At 37.2% G+C, this 16,193-nt stretch carries 12 protein-coding genes; 11 read left to right on the top strand and 1 reads right to left on the bottom strand.

Annotated features, from left to right (window positions below; translation table 11 throughout):
• Positions 1 to 28: 28 nt before the first annotated feature.
• The 11 genes from ptsG (at position 29) to WQ54_RS02235 (ending at position 14,776) form a co-directional block, all read left to right on the top strand.
• On the top strand, positions 29 to 2,134 hold the full coding sequence (ptsG, locus tag WQ54_RS02285) for a glucose-specific PTS transporter subunit IIBC (RefSeq protein WP_046511493.1): 2,106 nt from the start codon (positions 29 to 31) through the stop codon (positions 2,132 to 2,134).
• Positions 2,135 to 2,228: 94 nt separating this feature from the next.
• Positions 2,229 to 2,495 (top strand): phosphocarrier protein HPr, encoded by a 267-nt coding sequence (locus WQ54_RS02280; protein WP_046511491.1) that lies wholly within the window; start codon positions 2,229 to 2,231, stop codon positions 2,493 to 2,495.
• On the top strand, positions 2,495 to 4,216 hold the full coding sequence (gene ptsP, locus WQ54_RS02275; RefSeq protein ID WP_046511489.1) for a phosphoenolpyruvate--protein phosphotransferase: 1,722 nt from the start codon (positions 2,495 to 2,497) through the stop codon (positions 4,214 to 4,216). Before WQ54_RS02280 ends, ptsP begins: the two co-directional genes overlap by 1 nt.
• A 101-nt stretch (positions 4,217 to 4,317) precedes the next feature.
• On the top strand, positions 4,318 to 4,560 hold the full coding sequence (locus tag WQ54_RS02270; RefSeq protein ID WP_046511486.1) for a transcriptional regulator SplA domain-containing protein: 243 nt from the start codon (positions 4,318 to 4,320) through the stop codon (positions 4,558 to 4,560).
• A 227-nt stretch (positions 4,561 to 4,787) separates the two neighbouring features.
• The gene (splB, locus tag WQ54_RS02265) at positions 4,788 to 5,816 is read left to right on the top strand and encodes a spore photoproduct lyase (RefSeq protein WP_046511483.1); all 1,029 of its coding nucleotides are present in this window, start codon (positions 4,788 to 4,790) and stop codon (positions 5,814 to 5,816) included.
• Positions 5,817 to 6,368: 552 nt separating this feature from the next.
• Complete coding sequence (locus WQ54_RS02260) at positions 6,369 to 7,154, top strand: SDR family oxidoreductase (protein WP_046511480.1); 786 nt, start codon at positions 6,369 to 6,371, stop codon at positions 7,152 to 7,154.
• A 38-nt stretch (positions 7,155 to 7,192) separates the two neighbouring features.
• Positions 7,193 to 8,065, top strand: a complete 873-nt coding sequence (locus tag WQ54_RS02255; RefSeq protein ID WP_046511477.1) for an NAD(P)-dependent oxidoreductase — start codon at positions 7,193 to 7,195, stop codon at positions 8,063 to 8,065.
• Positions 8,066 to 8,272: 207 nt separating this feature from the next.
• Positions 8,273 to 10,360: a penicillin-binding protein 2 gene (locus WQ54_RS02250; protein ID WP_046511474.1), complete on the top strand. Its 2,088-nt coding sequence runs from the start codon at positions 8,273 to 8,275 to the stop codon at positions 10,358 to 10,360.
• Positions 10,361 to 10,443: 83 nt separating this feature from the next.
• Entirely contained in the window at positions 10,444 to 10,626 is a 183-nt protein-coding gene (locus WQ54_RS02245; protein ID WP_046511470.1) for a hypothetical protein, read from the top strand.
• Positions 10,627 to 10,796: 170 nt separating this feature from the next.
• Complete coding sequence (locus WQ54_RS02240) at positions 10,797 to 12,413, top strand: long-chain fatty acid--CoA ligase (RefSeq protein ID WP_046511467.1); 1,617 nt, start codon at positions 10,797 to 10,799, stop codon at positions 12,411 to 12,413.
• A gap of 542 nt (positions 12,414 to 12,955) precedes the next feature.
• Positions 12,956 to 14,776 (top strand): PAS domain S-box protein, encoded by a 1,821-nt coding sequence (locus tag WQ54_RS02235; protein WP_046511464.1) that lies wholly within the window; start codon positions 12,956 to 12,958, stop codon positions 14,774 to 14,776.
• A 50-nt stretch (positions 14,777 to 14,826) separates the two neighbouring features.
• Here WQ54_RS02235 and WQ54_RS02230 read toward each other — a convergent pair whose 3' ends face one another.
• Complete coding sequence (locus WQ54_RS02230; RefSeq protein WP_046511461.1) at positions 14,827 to 15,975, bottom strand: aminotransferase A; 1,149 nt, start codon at positions 15,973 to 15,975, stop codon at positions 14,827 to 14,829.
• Between the last annotated feature and the right edge of the window lie 218 nt (positions 15,976 to 16,193).

Here is a 16,193-nt window from a genome sequence, read left to right as displayed (position 1 = left end):
ACTAATAAAAGTAATGGAGGTTAACGACATGTTTAAAAATGCGTTCGGCGTCCTGCAAAAAATAGGACGTGCACTCATGTTGCCGGTTGCGTTATTGCCAGCTGCGGGGCTTTTATTAGCAATAGGTAATGCCTTGCAAAATGAAACATTAATTAACATTGCGCCATTTTTAACAAGCGATTGGGTTGTATTGATCGCGAGTGTAATGGAGAATGCTGGTAATATTGTTTTCTCAAATTTACCGGTATTATTTGCAGTCGGTGTTGCCATCGGTCTTGCAAATGGTGATGGGGTAGCAGGTATCGCTGCATTGATTGGTTACCTTATCATGAATGTTACAATGAGCAGTATTTTAAAAGGCTTGGGAGTCATGCCTACAGATTCAGCTGCACTAGGAGAATTTTTAGCAGCAAATAGTGCCGCATATGGGAATGTTCTCGGAATTCCTACCTTGCAAACAGGAGTGTTCGGAGGAATCATCATAGGTGTTTTAGCATCCTATATGTACAATAAGTTCTTTACAATAGAATTGCCGCAATATTTAGGTTTCTTTGCAGGTAAACGATTTGTACCAATTGCCACTGCTGCTTCAGCAGTCGTTCTTGGAATTATTATGTATTTCATTTGGCCGCCTATTCAAACAGGCTTAAATGCATTTTCAACAAACCTGTTGGATGCTAATAGAACGTTAGCAGCATTTATTTTCGGTGTGATCGAACGTTCCCTGATTCCATTTGGATTACATCACATTTTCTATTCGCCATTCTGGTTTGAGTTTGGTTCCTATGTGAACGCTGCAGGTGAGACAGTGCGTGGTGACCAGACAATTTTCTTTAATCAAATAAGAGATGGTGTACAAGATTTAACTGCAGGGACATTTATGACTGGTAAATTCCCATTCATGATGTTCGGTTTACCTGCTGCTGCATTAGCGATTTATCACGAAGCAAAGCCTGAAAACAAGAAAGTGGTAGCTGGTTTAATGGGTTCTGCTGCATTGACTTCTTTTTTAACTGGTATCACAGAACCTCTTGAATTCTCATTCTTGTTCGTTGCACCAGTGTTATTTGGAATTCATGCTATCTTTGCCGGTTTATCCTTTATGACAATGCATTTATTGGATGTAAAAATCGGGATGACTTTCTCTGGGGGATTAATTGACTTCTTATTGTTTGGAGTATTGAACCCGCAAACAAATTGGTGGCTGGTTATTCCAGTAGGTTTAGTGCTTGCTGTCATTTACTATTTTGGTTTCCGCTTTGCGATTCGCAAATGGAATCTTGCAACACCTGGACGTGAAGCTGCAGAGGTTGAAACTTCTGATGAAGGTGAAACAAAAGGAGCTTCAGATGATTTGCCAGTTCAAATTTTACAGTCACTAGGTGGTCAAGAAAATATCAAACATCTTGATGCATGTATCACTCGTTTACGTGTAACGGTAAATGACGCTAAAGAAGTAGATAAAAACCGTTTGAAAAAGCTTGGAGCTTCAGGGGTATTAGAAGTTGGTAACAATATTCAAGCTATTTTCGGGCCGAAATCAGACAATTTAAAGACACAAATTCAGGATGTTATGGCAGGTAAAAAGCCTAGAGTAACAAAAACACATTCTCAAACTCAAGAAGTTCAAGAACAAGTAGAAGATGTAGTTGCAGATGGCCTAAAAAATGATGTAGCAGATGAGACATTTGTATCCCCGCTGACAGGTGAAATTAAAGATATTACCGAAGTTCCTGACCAAGTATTTTCAGGCAAAATGATGGGAGATGGATTTGCTGTTTTACCTGATAATGGAACTGTAGTATCACCAGTTAATGGTAAAATTTTAAATGTTTTCCCAACAAAGCATGCAATTGGAATACAGTCTGACGGTGGAAAAGAAATCTTAATTCACTTCGGTATTGATACAGTTAACCTAAAAGGTGAGGGCTTTGAGGCATTTGTTCAAGAAGGCGACATTGTAGAGCAAGGGCAAAAATTACTTGAAGTTGATCTTGAATTTGTAAAGCAACATGCACCAACAACAATGACACCGATTGTCTTTACCAACTTAAAAGAAGGTCAATCAATTAGATTGCAAGCAAAAGGCAAGGTAAGTGCAAAGGAAGACAATATCATTTCGATAGAAGATTAATTTGAATATTCTATCCGATACACTTGTTTTTTGATTTGTGACTGATAAAATAGTATTTTGTAGAATAACGTAACTAAAAGGAGAATGATGAAAAATGGCAGAAAAAACATTTACAGTAACAGCAGAAACAGGAATTCACGCACGTCCAGCAACAGTTTTAGTACAAACAGCTAGCAAATATGATGCAGATGTTAACTTAGAATACAATGGTAAAACTGTAAATCTTAAATCAATCATGGGTGTTATGTCTTTAGGAATTCCTCAAGGATCTCAAATTAAAATAACTGCAGCTGGTTCAGATGCAGATGATGCAATTGCTGGTATTGAAGAAACATTGAAAAAAGAAGGGCTTGGCGAATAATGAGTACAAACCTTAAAGGGATTGGAGCTTCTGCTGGTATTGCTATTGCAAAAGCATACCGCCTGGAGGAACCAGAACTAAAGATCGAAAAGAAAGAAATTACTGATAAAGAAGCTGAAAAACAACGCTTTGAACAAGCGATCAGTCAATCAAAAGCTGAGCTTGAAAAAATTAAAGAGCATGCAAATCGTGAACTAGGCGCAGATAAAGCAGAAATCTTTGCTGCTCACTTACTCGTCTTAAGCGACCCTGAACTGCTTAACCCCGTTGTGGATAAGATTAGCACTGAGGGAGTAAATGCTGAACTTGCAATGAAAGAAACAGCTGATATGTTTGTTTCTATGTTCGAGTCGATGGATAACGAATATATGAAAGAACGCGCAGCAGATATCCGAGATGTTACAAAACGTGTAATTTCTCATTTATTAGGTGTTCAAATTCCTAACCCTAGTTTAATTTCTGAAGAAGTTGTCATAATTGCGGAAGATCTAACACCTTCTGATACTGCACAATTAAACAGAACATATGTCAAGGGCTTTACAACAGATATTGGCGGACGGACATCACATTCGGCTATTATGGCTCGCTCTATGGAAATACCAGCTGTAGTTGGAACTAAACAAGCAACTTCCACTATAGAAAATGGTGTGATTGTCATCGTTGATGGACTTGATGGTGATGTAATCGTGGATCCTTCATCAGAAGTTATTGCTCAATATGAAGAGAAGAAAGCAAAATATGAAGCACAAAAAGCAGAGTGGGCAAAGCTGGTAAACGAGCCAACTCTAACTAAAGATGGAGTGCATGTAGAGCTTGCTGCTAATATTGGTACACCTGATGATGTAAAGGGTGTAGTAGAAAATGGAGGAGAGGCTGTCGGCCTTTATCGTACAGAGTTCCTTTATATGGGCAGAGACCAACTTCCAACAGAGGACGAGCAATTTGATGCTTATAAAACGGTTCTAGAACGAATGGAAGGAAAGCCGGTTGTTGTACGTACACTAGACATTGGCGGAGACAAGGAGCTTCCATACTTAAATCTTCCTAAAGAAATGAATCCTTTCTTAGGCTTTAGAGCGATTCGTTTATGCTTAGAAGAGCAGGATATTTTCCGTACTCAATTGCGTGCATTATTACGTGCAAGCGGTTATGGAAATCTAAAAATTATGTTTCCAATGATTGCTACGGTTTCAGAATTTAGAGAAGCAAAAGCCATTCTTTTAGAAGAAAAAGAAAAGCTTGTTGCTAATGGAACAGAAGTTTCAGATTCAATTGAAATTGGTATGATGGTTGAAATTCCATCAACAGCTGTAATGGCAGATCAATTTGCAAAAGAAGTTGATTTCTTCAGCATTGGAACAAATGATTTAATCCAATACACTATGGCTGCTGACCGTATGAATGAGCGTGTATCTTACTTGTATCAACCATATAATCCAGCGATTTTACGTCTAATTTCTATGGTTATCGATGCTGCTCATAAAGAAGGAAAATGGACAGGTATGTGTGGGGAAATGGCGGGAGATCAAATTGCTATCCCATTGTTACTCGGACTAGGTCTAGATGAGTTCTCTATGAGTGCTACTTCTATCCTTCCAGCGCGTTCTCAAATTAAAGGTCTTTCTAAAGAAGAAGCACAAAGCTTTAAAGAAAAAGTATTAGCAATGAGCACAACTGAAGAAGTTGTTACATTTGTAAAAGAAACCTTTAACATTTCATAATTATTTAAAGACAGGTATTATGCCTGTCTTTTTTTATTCAAATTTACTAAATTGGACAACCTATTCCTAGAATGAACTTAAAAAATGGAGGGAAGGTTCAAATGGTAAAAAACAATTATCAAATTGGTGAAGAAGTCTATGTGATCTACCGAAACCCGCATGCAGTGAATGTTGCAAATATTGAAAAAGCAGAAGTTGTAGAGCATCCAAAAAATCCGAATGAGCTTGCCTTATTTCTTCATGATGCATACCATCCTTTAGAAGAAGATGATGCTGTATTCACAAGTTTCGATGAAGCGGAGGAGCTTTATAATCAATTATTCGATTATCAGCAATATAATTAATGTCATTTTTTCACAGATTAAGAAACATGTAATAAGCAAAGGTTAATCATATATGATGCCTTCTTTACGTTTAGAAAGAAAAAAATGCACTTAGCTTCAATCGGCTTCTGCTTATTTTTTATTTTGGAAATAACGTAGGTGTTAAACACCTTCTTTTTCTGCCAGACCTTGCTTTGTTGCCGATGAGCAGGTGTCATAGCGCTTTTTTTATTGAGGGGATGGTAATTATGATAAAACCTTTTGTTCCACAGTTAGTTTATATTGAACCAAGAGCACTTGAATACCCTCGTGGAGTTGAACTGAAAAAAAAGTTTGAAGAAATGGGGTTGGAGATTAGGGAAACAACCTCACATAATCAAGTGCGAAATATTCCTGGTAATAATCATCTTCAACAATACCGGACTGCAAAATCTACTTTAGTTATCGGTGTCAGAAAAACACTTGAATTTGACAGTTCAAAACCTTCTGCGGAATATGCTATACCACTTGCTACAGGTTGTATGGGTCACTGTCATTATTGTTATTTGCAAACAACTATGGGGAGTAAGCCATATATTCGTACTTATGTAAATGTTGATGAGATTCTTGACCAAGCTCAAAAGTATATGGAAGAGCGGAGCCCGCAAATTACTCGTTTCGAAGCTTCGTGTACATCAGATATTGTCGGGATTGATCATTTAACACATTCATTAAAATCAGCGATCGAATATTTCGGTCAAACGGATATAGGAAGATTAAGGTTTGTGACAAAATTTCATCATGTTGATCATCTATTAGATGCCAAACATAATGGAAAAACACGATTTCGATTCAGTATAAACGCTGACTATGTGATTAAGAATTTTGAACCGGGTACTTCTCCATTAGAGCAAAGAATTGAGGCAGCAGTGAAAGTAGCAAAAGCAGGTTATCCATTAGGTTTTATTGTTGCACCAATTTATGTACACGAAAATTGGCAGGAAGGCTATAAAGAATTATTTGAAAAACTCGACGCTCACATTCCCGCAGATGTTCGAGATGATATCACCTTTGAAATGATCCAGCATAGGTTTACAAAACCAGCAAAACGGGTGATACAAAAAAACTATCCGAAAACAAGGCTGGAGTTAAATGAAGAAGAAAGAAGATATAAATGGGGAAGATATGGAATAGGAAAATACATCTACCCCAAGGATCAAGAACAAGAACTTCGTGAAACACTTGAAGGCTATGTAGATCAATATTTTCCTAATGGCAAAGTTGAATATTTTACTTAGAATATAAATCGGTTTTACGATTATTAAAGATAGTCCCCAAAAATATGTGGGGGCTATCCCCAATGAAAAACTAACTAGTTAGCAGTCAAAATGGTGTATCCATAAAATGATTTTCAACATTTTGGGAAATTTACCTCTAAAAAAGTAATGAACAAATTAATCAACCTCTCTATAACTTAATGATTACCTCTATTTACATCACATCATGAATCTTACAGAAAGCTTTTTTCGGAACTTAGGTGTTAAATGAACAACTAAGTACATGAACGAGATGAAAAACTTTGTTTAACAATGTTCAAGCTCTTTTCTAAAAGCTGTTGCTTCTAAATAAGGTTCTGTTAAACTGCCTTGTGATTTAAAATCCATCCGGCTCGTTTTTAGTGATGGTTTAGGAGGCTTAGCAAGTGCCACTGTTATAAGTCCGTTGTTCCTTCATAAATCTCGGTCATTTTACTCCTATCAATCATTATAAAAATTTTCAGGATACTTTAGTTAAAGCTTTCATAAGGAAATGGTAAAATAAACATATCATTACATAAGGAGTGTTTTAAAATGATGTTAGAGTATCACCGGAAAAATGCCCTAATTATTGCATCAAGCCAAGGGCTTGGAAAGGCAATCGCAAAAAAGCTTGCTGAACAAGGCGTAAATGTGATGATCTCAAGCCGTAATGAGGAAAAATTGAAATTGGTAAAAAGTGAGCTAGAACGAACAGCAAAAGGAAAAATTCACTATAAAGCATGTGATATAAAAGATAAGGATGACATCAAACTGCTTGTAGAGGCAACTGTGTCTGAATTCGGTTCAATAGATCTACTAGTGAATAACGCCGGCGGTCCGCCTGCTGGAACTTTTGAGGAAATGACAGATAATGATTGGCAGCATGCCTTTGAATTAAATCTATTAAGCTATATTCGCATTATGAGAGAAGTATTGCCTTATATGAAGCTAAAAGGAGGAAAAATCGTAAATATTGCGTCATCCTCTGTTAAGGAACCCATCCCTGGACTTATTTTATCGAATACCTTTCGGACAGGCATTGTTGGACTAACCAAAACACTTGCAACTGAGTTCGCTCCCTATCAAATCCTAATTAACACAGTCGCACCTGGGCGAATCGCAACAGACCGTGTTGCCTTTTTAGATGAAAAAGCGGCCGAAAAGCAAGGAGTGTCAATAGAAGACATAGAAGAAAAAATGAAAAGCTTAATTCCATTAGGACGCTATGGTGAACCTGAAGAATTTGCCAATTATGTCAGCTTCTTATTATCTGATGCAAATAGCTATATGACTGGACAAACATTTTTAATAGATGGCGGCATGTTAAAATCAATATAAAAGGTAGGCATAAATGATTGTAAGGGGGAAATCTTACTATGAATAAAACAATAGGATTTATTGGTCTGGGTGTTATGGGGAAAAGCATGGCTAAGCACCTTTTAAACGGAGGATATCAGCTAAATGTCTTTACTAGAACAAAAGAGAAGGCAGAAATGCTTTTAAAAGAAGGAGCAATTTGGAAGGATTCTATTCAAGAGCTTTCAGCAAATAGTGATATCATCATTACGATGATCGGATATCCAAAAGATGTGGAAGAGGTCTATTTAGGGGAAAAAGGAATTATTGAATCAGCAAAGCCTGGTACATACGTAATTGATATGACAACATCACAGCCGTCCTTAGCCAAAAAAATCTATGATCATGCAAAGGCAAAAGAAATTAATGCACTTGATGCCCCAGTGTCAGGAGGAGACATCGGGGCAAGAGAAGCAAAGTTAGCTATAATGGTCGGTGGTGATAAAATAGCATTTGATGAATGCTTGCCGCTCTTTGAGCTAATGGGGCAAAATATTGTTTATCAAGGTGAAGCGGGTGCTGGCCAGCATACAAAAATGTGTAATCAAATTGCCATTGCCTCAGGAATGATCGGTGTATGTGAAGCCATTGCTTATGCTGAAAAATCAGGTTTAGATCCGGCAAATGTATTGAAGAGTATTTCTACTGGAGCAGCAGGAAGCTGGTCGCTAAGTAATCTAGCTCCAAGAATGCTTGCTGACAATTACGAACCGGGCTTCTTCGTGAAGCATTTTATAAAGGATATGGGTATTGCTCTCGATGAATCGGCTAACTTGGACTTAAACACCCCAGGCTTGCAGCTTGCTCATAAGCTCTATGAACAGCTTGCAGACTTAGGAGAAGAAAATAGCGGTACACAGGCATTGATTAAACTATGGAAAACTGAAAAATAAAGAATAATCATAATTACGATTAAGAGTTCAAAAACTGCAAAAGAAGAGGATGTGATCCTCTTCTTTTGCAGTTTTTTACTTCACATTTTTTTCATATTCAAAATCTATATCTTCTTTAAAATTAGTGGTAAAATAATGGGTGGACTAAATTGAGTAAAAATAGACCTATTAACATAAGCTGATCTTTTAATGAAAGGGGAAATTGTATTGACAGAACAAGGCGCGAATGCATCCGAACATCGTAAATTAAAAAAATCCAGATACATTCGCATAAATGTATTTTTTTTCCTTGTGTTTTTATTGTTTGTCGCACTGATTGTCCGGCTCGGTGTCGTACAAATTGTCCAAGGTGAGGCATTTTCCAAGGAAGTGGCACGAACGGAATCAGATTATGCTAGTTTGCCCGCACCACGGGGGAAAATGTATGATCGTTATAATCGAGTAGTCGTTAACAACAAAAGTGTGCCTGCTATTACGTATACTGTTGATAAAACAACAAAAGCGGAGAACAAAATTGAGACCGCTAAAAAGCTGGCACAGTATATAAGCTATGATGCAGCGTTTTTAGAGGAAGAACTGAAGGAACGAGATATAAAGGATTATTGGCTTGCTTCACATCCGGATGAAGCGAAAGGGCTGCTTTCAGAGAGTGAATTGGAATTAGAGCCATCGGAAACCTACCGCTTACAGGTTGAACGTGTTCCAGAAGAGGATGTAGCTGCCATTAAGGCTAGCAATCAAGAAAAGGAGCTTGCCTACATCTTCACACGCTTTTCATCAGGCTACCAATATGAGCCGCAAATCGTCAAATCAACGAATTTAACAGATGAAGAAGTATCTATGGTTGCGGAACATTTAGAAGAGCTGCCCGGTGTAGATGTGATCACGGATTGGGCAAGAGATTATCCGTATGAATCATTGAAAACAATTTTCGGCGGTATTAGTACACCTGAACAAGGTATTCTTCAATCCCGGGAGGATTTTTATACTGCAAGAGGCTATGCCCGTAATGAACGAGTGGGGACGAGCTACCTTGAATACCAGTACGAAGATTACTTAAATCCTAGAAAAGCAAAGATTGAATATATATCCGATAAAAGTGGCAACATTGTTTCCGAAGAAGTAATTGATGAAGGACAAAGGGGTTATGACTTAAAGCTTTCATTTGACATGGAGCTGCAAATGGAAGTAGAAAAAATTGTTGAGGAAGAACTCCGTAAAGCTAGCGGAAGCCACTTTTTGATGGACCGCGCCTTTGTTGTCATGATGGATCCATATCAAGGCGATGTATTAGCGATGGTAGGAAAGATGCTTAATCCAGAGAACCGCAGCGGTGAAATGCTTGATTTTGCATATGGGACTTTTGCAACTCAATATGAAGCAGGTTCTACAGTAAAAGGAGCGACTGTGCTTTCCGGTTATCAAGACGGAATGCCGATCGGCCAAGGATTTTATGATACGACCCTTTACTTTAGAGGAACACCGCCAAAAGGCTCATATAAAAATCTTGGTTATATGACTGATTTAAGTGCATTAAAGCTATCATCAAACGTTTATATGTTTCATGTAGCGATGAGAATTGCCGACATCACATATACGAAAAATGGACCGTTTAATGCTACTTCAGAGGATTTTCAAAAGCTTCGTAATTATTTTGCTCAATTTGGCTTAGGAGTTGCAACAGGTATCGACTTACCACAGGAGTCTTCGGGTTTAATCAGTACACCCGACTCAGCAGGTAAGCTGTTGGATATTGCCATTGGACAATTTGATACCTATACACCACTCCAATTAGCTCAATATGTTTCTGTTATTGCAAATGGAGGGTATCGTGTACAGCCCCGTATTGTTACTAGCATCCATGCGCCAGTAGAGGAAAATGAACTAGGACCTATCGTTGTTGATAAGGAGCCGAATATTTTAAATCGAGTAAACAATACGACAGATGAAATTGAACAGGTCCAACAAGGGTTTAAGCTGGTTGTTTCATCAGGAACAGCATCTGCCTATATCGATTATGATGTTGCTGGTAAAACTGGAACATCACAAACATTATATTATGGTCCTAAACGTGAATACTGGGGAAGAAAAACAAATAACTTAAACTTCGTTGGATATTATCCATCTGAAAATCCACAGGTTGCGTTTAGTGTCGTTGTACCTTGGGCTAGTGACGATGGTGATCCAGTCAATAAGCATATTGCAAATAGAATTGTAAAAGCTTATATGGATCTTCAAGAAAAATATGTAACAACAACAGAAATAAACACAGACAGTAAAAAAGAAGAGGAATAACCTCTTCTTTTTTCTTATCTGCTACATAATTCCCTGATTTCTTCACAAAATACTCTTGAAATCTCTATTGAGGGGTGAAGATGATGGCGAAACGGACAAAGAAAAACGATCCACAGCAAAAAAACAAAAAAGGCTTTGATTCAAGTGTAATTGATTCAGAATTCAGCCATGAAATGGGCAGTGCAGCAACAAATAAAATTCATCATGATAAAGCGAAAAAAGTAAAAGCTGCAAAAAATAACGGAGAATATAAAGGAAGTCATTAAGAGACCTAGTGTCTCTTTTTGTTTTCAATTTAATTATTTGATGAAAAAGAGTAAACAATTTTTTTTTCAAAAAAGGGTACATAGGTTCAGGCAGCGAATACATAATTTAATGGGCGAATAAAATATCAAAAGGGTTGTATTGATTATGTACAAGATTGAGGAGGCAAAAAATGAAAGATCCTAAACATTGGATGGCAAAGTATCCTGACTATGTCCAAAATGAAGTGGAAATACCTCCTATTTCTGTTCCAGAAATGCTTCAGAAGACAGTTGACATTTTTGGAGAACATGAAGCGGTCTCGTTTTATGGAAACACCTTTACATACAATGAGATTGCAAGATTGGTAGTTGGATTTGCATCCTCTTTGCAGCAGGCAGGAGTCCAAAAGGGTGACCGAGTAGCGATCATGCTGCCAAATTGTCCGCAATATGTAGTTTCCTATTACGGTGCATTGACTGCAGGGGCAATTGTTACACAACTAAATCCGATGCTTGTTGAAAGAGAGCTTGAATATGTGTTAAATGATTGTGAAGCTGAAACAATCGTATTATTAAATGCTCTTTATCCAAGAATAAAAGCGATTCAAATCAAAACAAGCATTAAAAATATCATTACTGTTAGTCTCCAATCCACTGTGAAAAGCCAACAGGAGGATGATACGTTTGACAGTTTCTTAGCAAAACAAAATGGTCTTGTTCTTCCAATTGAATGTGAGCCAGAACATGATATTGCTGTTCTGCAGTATACTGGTGGGACAACTGGTCGGGCAAAAGGAGCGATGCTCACACATCGTAATATAGTTGCAAATGCGGTTCAAACCTATAAATTCTTTAAAGATGAAATCGTAAAAGGTCATGAAAAATGCTTAACGGTTCTTCCTTTATTCCATGTTTTTGGGATGTCTGCTTGCATGAATCTTTCTATCTATTGTGGGAATTCAATGATCATGTTGCCAAGATTTGATCTTGAGGAAGTGCTTGAAACGATCAAAAGAGAGCAGCCAACACTTTTTCCTGGAGTTCCAACGATGTATATGGCAATTACCAGCCATCCAAGGGCCGAGGAATATGGGATTGATTCAATTCGAATATGCAATAGCGGCAGTGCTCCAATGCCAGTCGAGCTTTTAAGAGAGTTTGAATCGAAGACAGGTGCCCAAATTTTGGAGGGATATGGCCTTTCAGAAGCCTCGCCATCAACACATTGCAATCCTGCCTTTGCTGAAAGAAAAGCAGGTACTGTGGGAATTGGCCTCCCAGGCACAGAATACAAAATAGTTGATGTTGCAACGGGTACCCTAGAAGTCCCAACAGGGAGACTTGGTGAGCTAATTATAAGAGGACCTCAAGTGATGAAAGGTTATTGGAATATGATAGAGGAAACGGCCGTAACTCTTCGGGATGGGTGGCTCTTTACAGGGGATATTGCAAGGATGGATAAGGAAGGGTATGTATCGATTGTTGATCGTAAAAAGGATTTAATTATTGCAAGCGGTTACAATGTTTATCCACGTGAAATTGAGGAGGTTCTTTATGAGCATCCTTCCGTGCAGGAAGCTGTTGTAATTGGGATTGCAGATGATTTTCGCGGGGAAACAGTAAAGGCATTTATTGTCCAAAGGCCGGGAAATACAGCAGATCCTGAGGAGATCATAAGCTTTTGCCGCCAGCATTTAGCTGCTTTTAAAATCCCGAGAATTGTTGAATTTAGAGAAGAATTGCCAAAAACAAACGTAGGAAAAATCTTACGCAGGATACTTCGGGATGAGAGTGCTAAAAAGCAGTAATTCCTATTTTTAAGTGGAAATTGGAGAGTTGAGTTAATTGAAAAGGTACAAAGGAAAAAGTCGGTATGCACCGGCTTTTTTCCTATTATTTGAACAGTGTATTGACAAAAGAGGATAACAACGTACACTTAAAATATCTTAATGCTAATCGAATACGAGAATTACCTAAAAAAAGGATTTTTCTAAATTGGAATCGAATAGTATAAAAAGGTGATAATTCATAGTGTTCATCATGTGAGGATCTATACAAATATAAAAACGATATTTTTTAAAATACCATTTCAAGTTTATCCTAATCTTAACGGCAATAAAACCCCTACTCAAGATTGAAATTTAGCTAAGAAGATAAGCTGGGGATAACTGCACTTAAAATCCAATGAGAGATTGTTGTCTAAGTCAGGCTGGACATAAGAATGTGGCAGTCCATCCGTGATATGTTTCTCTAACCATCCGTGGGGGAAGAATACCCCACTGATGGAAATCTCACTTTATTTTATCCTGCTATTTCATAGTGAAGATGTCATAACTTAGGAGGAGATGCTATGGATCATAATGCAACAAATGTTCATACAGTTATACAAGATGTCGAAGTATATGCTGTAGTTTCTTCAAATGGGCGCTTCCAATATATTTCTTCAAATTCTACTGAACTTATCGGTTATTCGTATGATGACTTAATCGGCAAATATGTGAAGGATTTTATACATAGTGAGGATTTATTTTTAATCGAGAGTTATTTTTTTAACGAACATCATCTGCACCCATGTACATTTCGCTTTATGCATAAAAATGGGGCATATGTATGGTTTCAGGCAACAGTAGATTTCATTAGAAGTACCGTATCAAAGCAGGGGAAAGATATCGTTCTAAAAATTAGAGTGCTGGATACCTACAATGTCATGTTTGAACAATCAAAAGAAAATGAGAAAAAAAATAAGGATTATACGATTGGGCAGGTGGATGGCGATCTTTTACTCGACGATTTGCCAAGTCCGCTATATATCTCCCATCTAGGGAAAATCGTTTATGTAAATAAAGCTTTTATGGAGTTACTTGGGGCAAGTTCTAAAGCTCAGCTTATCGGAAAACACACAGTAGATTTCATTGATAATGGTTATCATGAGGTAGTGAAAAATAGAATTAAAAGACTGCATAATGGCGAAAAGATAGGGATTATTGAACAAACTTGGAGCAGACTTGACGGTATCGAAATCAATGTGGAAGTAACTGCTAATCTTACAACCTTCAAAGGAGAGAAGGTTGAATTAATCATATTAACAGATATATCTTCAAGAAGAAACTTTCAAAAAATACTCCAAAAAAGCAGGGAGCGTTATCAGCGCCTTATTGATAATTCGATTGATACCATTGGCGTAATCCATCAGGATAAATGGGTTTTTATTAATGAATCAGGAGTAAAGCTTTTTGAAGCTGGCGATTATCCTGAAATGTTAGGGAAAAACATCTTTGAACATTTACACCAGAATGATCATCAGAAAATGAAGGAATCATTAGAAAGCATCCTATCTGGTAAAGCTGAAGTAAATGTAACAAATCAATCATGGGTTATTTCTGAGGAAAAGACCATTTATTCAGAAATGGTTTGCATTCCGACAACCTATTTTGGTGAACAGGCAGTTCAAGTCATATTGCGCGATATTTCCGACCGTAAAAAAACAGAGGAATTAATGCTGCGATCAGAAAAGCTATCAATAGCAGGCCAATTAGCAGCAGGAATTGCGCACGAAATTCGAAATCCATTAACGGCTATTAAGGGTTTCTTACAAATCATGCATCCTGAATTTAAAAATCATACTCAATATTTTCATATTATCTTTTCAGAATTAAATCGAATTGAAATGATATTAAGTGAATTGCTTGTTCTTGCTAAGCCTCAAGAAACAAAGTTCAGGAAAACCAATTTGGTCACATTGATTCAGGATGTAACCATGCTATTAGAAACACAGGCAAATCTAAATAGTGTTTCAATTGTACAAGAACATGATTATGCAAACTTGCTGATTAATTGTGATCAAAATCAGCTGAAACAAGTTTTTATCAATTTATTTAAAAATGCAATTGATGCCATGCCAAAAGGTGGGATTGTAACAGTTCAAACAAAAAGAAAAGAGGATAAAGTTCTTATCATCGTTAAAGATGAAGGAGAAGGAATTCCTGTAGATCTAATCGACCGAATAGGTGAGCCTTTTTTAACAACAAAAGAAAAAGGAAATGGTCTAGGCCTAATGATTACATACAAAATTATTGAGGATCATAATGGTAGAATTTCTGTTGAGAGTACAGTAGGGAAGGGCAGTTCGTTTACGGTTGAAATGCCATTTGGTGATTTTAAGGAGAGTTAAGTCGTTTAACCTAAAACAACGGCTTATTCGCCGCTGTTTTAGAAGGGGTTTTATAAATTTTTCACATAGTTTTCAATGCGATCCATCGCTTCCTTTAGACGTTCCATTGAATAGGCATAGGATAGGCGAACATAACCTTCCCCATATTCAGAAAATGCACTGCCAGGTACCAATGCAACACCAGCTTCTTTTACTAGTGACAATGCAAAATCAAACGAAGTTTGATTGAATTTTTTTATTGAAGGAAATAAATAGAAAGCTCCATCAGGTTTTACTACATCAAATCCCATATTTACCAAACGGTTATATACATATTCTAACCGATCTTGATAGGAGTCTTTCATTGTTTTAGCATCATCAATACCGGCCGTGAGAGCTTCATATGCTGCCTTTTGGGATACCGATGATGCACATGACACATTATATTGATGGACCTTAATTAAATGCTTTGTAACAGGAGCTGGTGCAAATAATAACCCAATACGCCAACCTGTCATACTGTGTGATTTTGATAATCCGTTTATGACAATCGTTTGTTCCCTTAAATAACGGGCTATTGATCGATGCTGTTTTCCATAAACAAGCTCACTGTAAATTTCATCAGATAAAATAAATAAATCTTTCCCTTTTACCAAGTCTGCGATTGCTTGTAACTCATCATCTTCTAATGTTATTCCTGTAGGATTAGAGGGATATGGAAGAACGATACATCTTGTTTTTTCTGTGATAAATGGAGCCAGCAACTCTGCAGTTAATTTAAACTGATTTTCTGTTGTATCGATATAAACAGGAGTTCCCCCAGCAAGTTTAATCAACGGTTCATAACCAGGATAAACAGGGCTAGGCAGTATAACTTCACTTCCTTCTTCTAATAATGTACGAAAGGTGCAATCAATTGCTTGGCTAGCACCAACAGTTACAATCACTTCATCCTCGGGAGAGTAATTCAATTCATATTTTCTTCGTAAAAACTTGCTCGCTGCTTCACGAAGTTCAATAAATCCTGCATTATGAGTATATGTAGTGTAATTTTGTTCAATTGCTGCAATCCCAGCGTCCTTGACATGCTGTGGAGTCTCAAAATCGGGTTGTCCGATTGTAAGGGATATAACGTCTTCATAATTTGCTACCATGTTAAAAAACTTTCTTATTCCTGAAAGCTCAATTTGTCTTACCTTTGAATTCACTAAATGTTCCATTTTAACCTCCTCGTGGAATAAGACTCCACCTCGATCATGGTAGAAAAGCTTTTGTTAGAAGGTTCATACATGTAGCTACCTGCAAAAACAAATACTTTTCATAAAAATAATATATAGGTGTTATTTTACCATCTTTGGTTTTGTTGTCATCTAATTTTCTGCTATTAACGAAAAAATCACACGAATAAGTGAAAACTTTTTACAGCAACCAACACAAA

It is taken from the genome of Bacillus sp. SA1-12, assembly GCF_000981385.1.
In the GTDB taxonomy this organism is placed as follows: Bacteria; Bacillota; Bacilli; order Bacillales; family Bacillaceae; genus Metabacillus.
The sequence above is the reverse complement of the archived record's forward strand: the minus strand, read 5'-3'. Positions and strand labels throughout refer to the sequence as shown.

Excerpts from the sequence above, each read along its gene's own strand:
- ptsG (WP_046511493.1), top strand. The coding sequence starts at position 29 with ATGTTTAAAAATGCGTTCGGCGTCCTGCAAAAAATAGGACGTGCACTC.
- WQ54_RS02280 (WP_046511491.1), top strand. The coding sequence starts at position 2,229 with ATGGCAGAAAAAACATTTACAGTAACAGCAGAAACAGGAATTCACGCA.
- ptsP (WP_046511489.1), top strand. The coding sequence starts at position 2,495 with ATGAGTACAAACCTTAAAGGGATTGGAGCTTCTGCTGGTATTGCTATT.
- WQ54_RS02270 (WP_046511486.1), top strand. The coding sequence starts at position 4,318 with ATGGTAAAAAACAATTATCAAATTGGTGAAGAAGTCTATGTGATCTAC.
- splB (WP_046511483.1), top strand. The coding sequence starts at position 4,788 with ATGATAAAACCTTTTGTTCCACAGTTAGTTTATATTGAACCAAGAGCA.
- WQ54_RS02260 (WP_046511480.1), top strand. The coding sequence starts at position 6,369 with ATGATGTTAGAGTATCACCGGAAAAATGCCCTAATTATTGCATCAAGC.
- WQ54_RS02255 (WP_046511477.1), top strand. The coding sequence starts at position 7,193 with ATGAATAAAACAATAGGATTTATTGGTCTGGGTGTTATGGGGAAAAGC.
- WQ54_RS02245 (WP_046511470.1), top strand. The coding sequence starts at position 10,444 with ATGGCGAAACGGACAAAGAAAAACGATCCACAGCAAAAAAACAAAAAA.
- WQ54_RS02240 (WP_046511467.1), top strand. The coding sequence starts at position 10,797 with ATGAAAGATCCTAAACATTGGATGGCAAAGTATCCTGACTATGTCCAA.
- WQ54_RS02235 (WP_046511464.1), top strand. The coding sequence starts at position 12,956 with ATGGATCATAATGCAACAAATGTTCATACAGTTATACAAGATGTCGAA.
- WQ54_RS02230 (WP_046511461.1), bottom strand. The coding sequence starts at position 15,975 with ATGGAACATTTAGTGAATTCAAAGGTAAGACAAATTGAGCTTTCAGGA.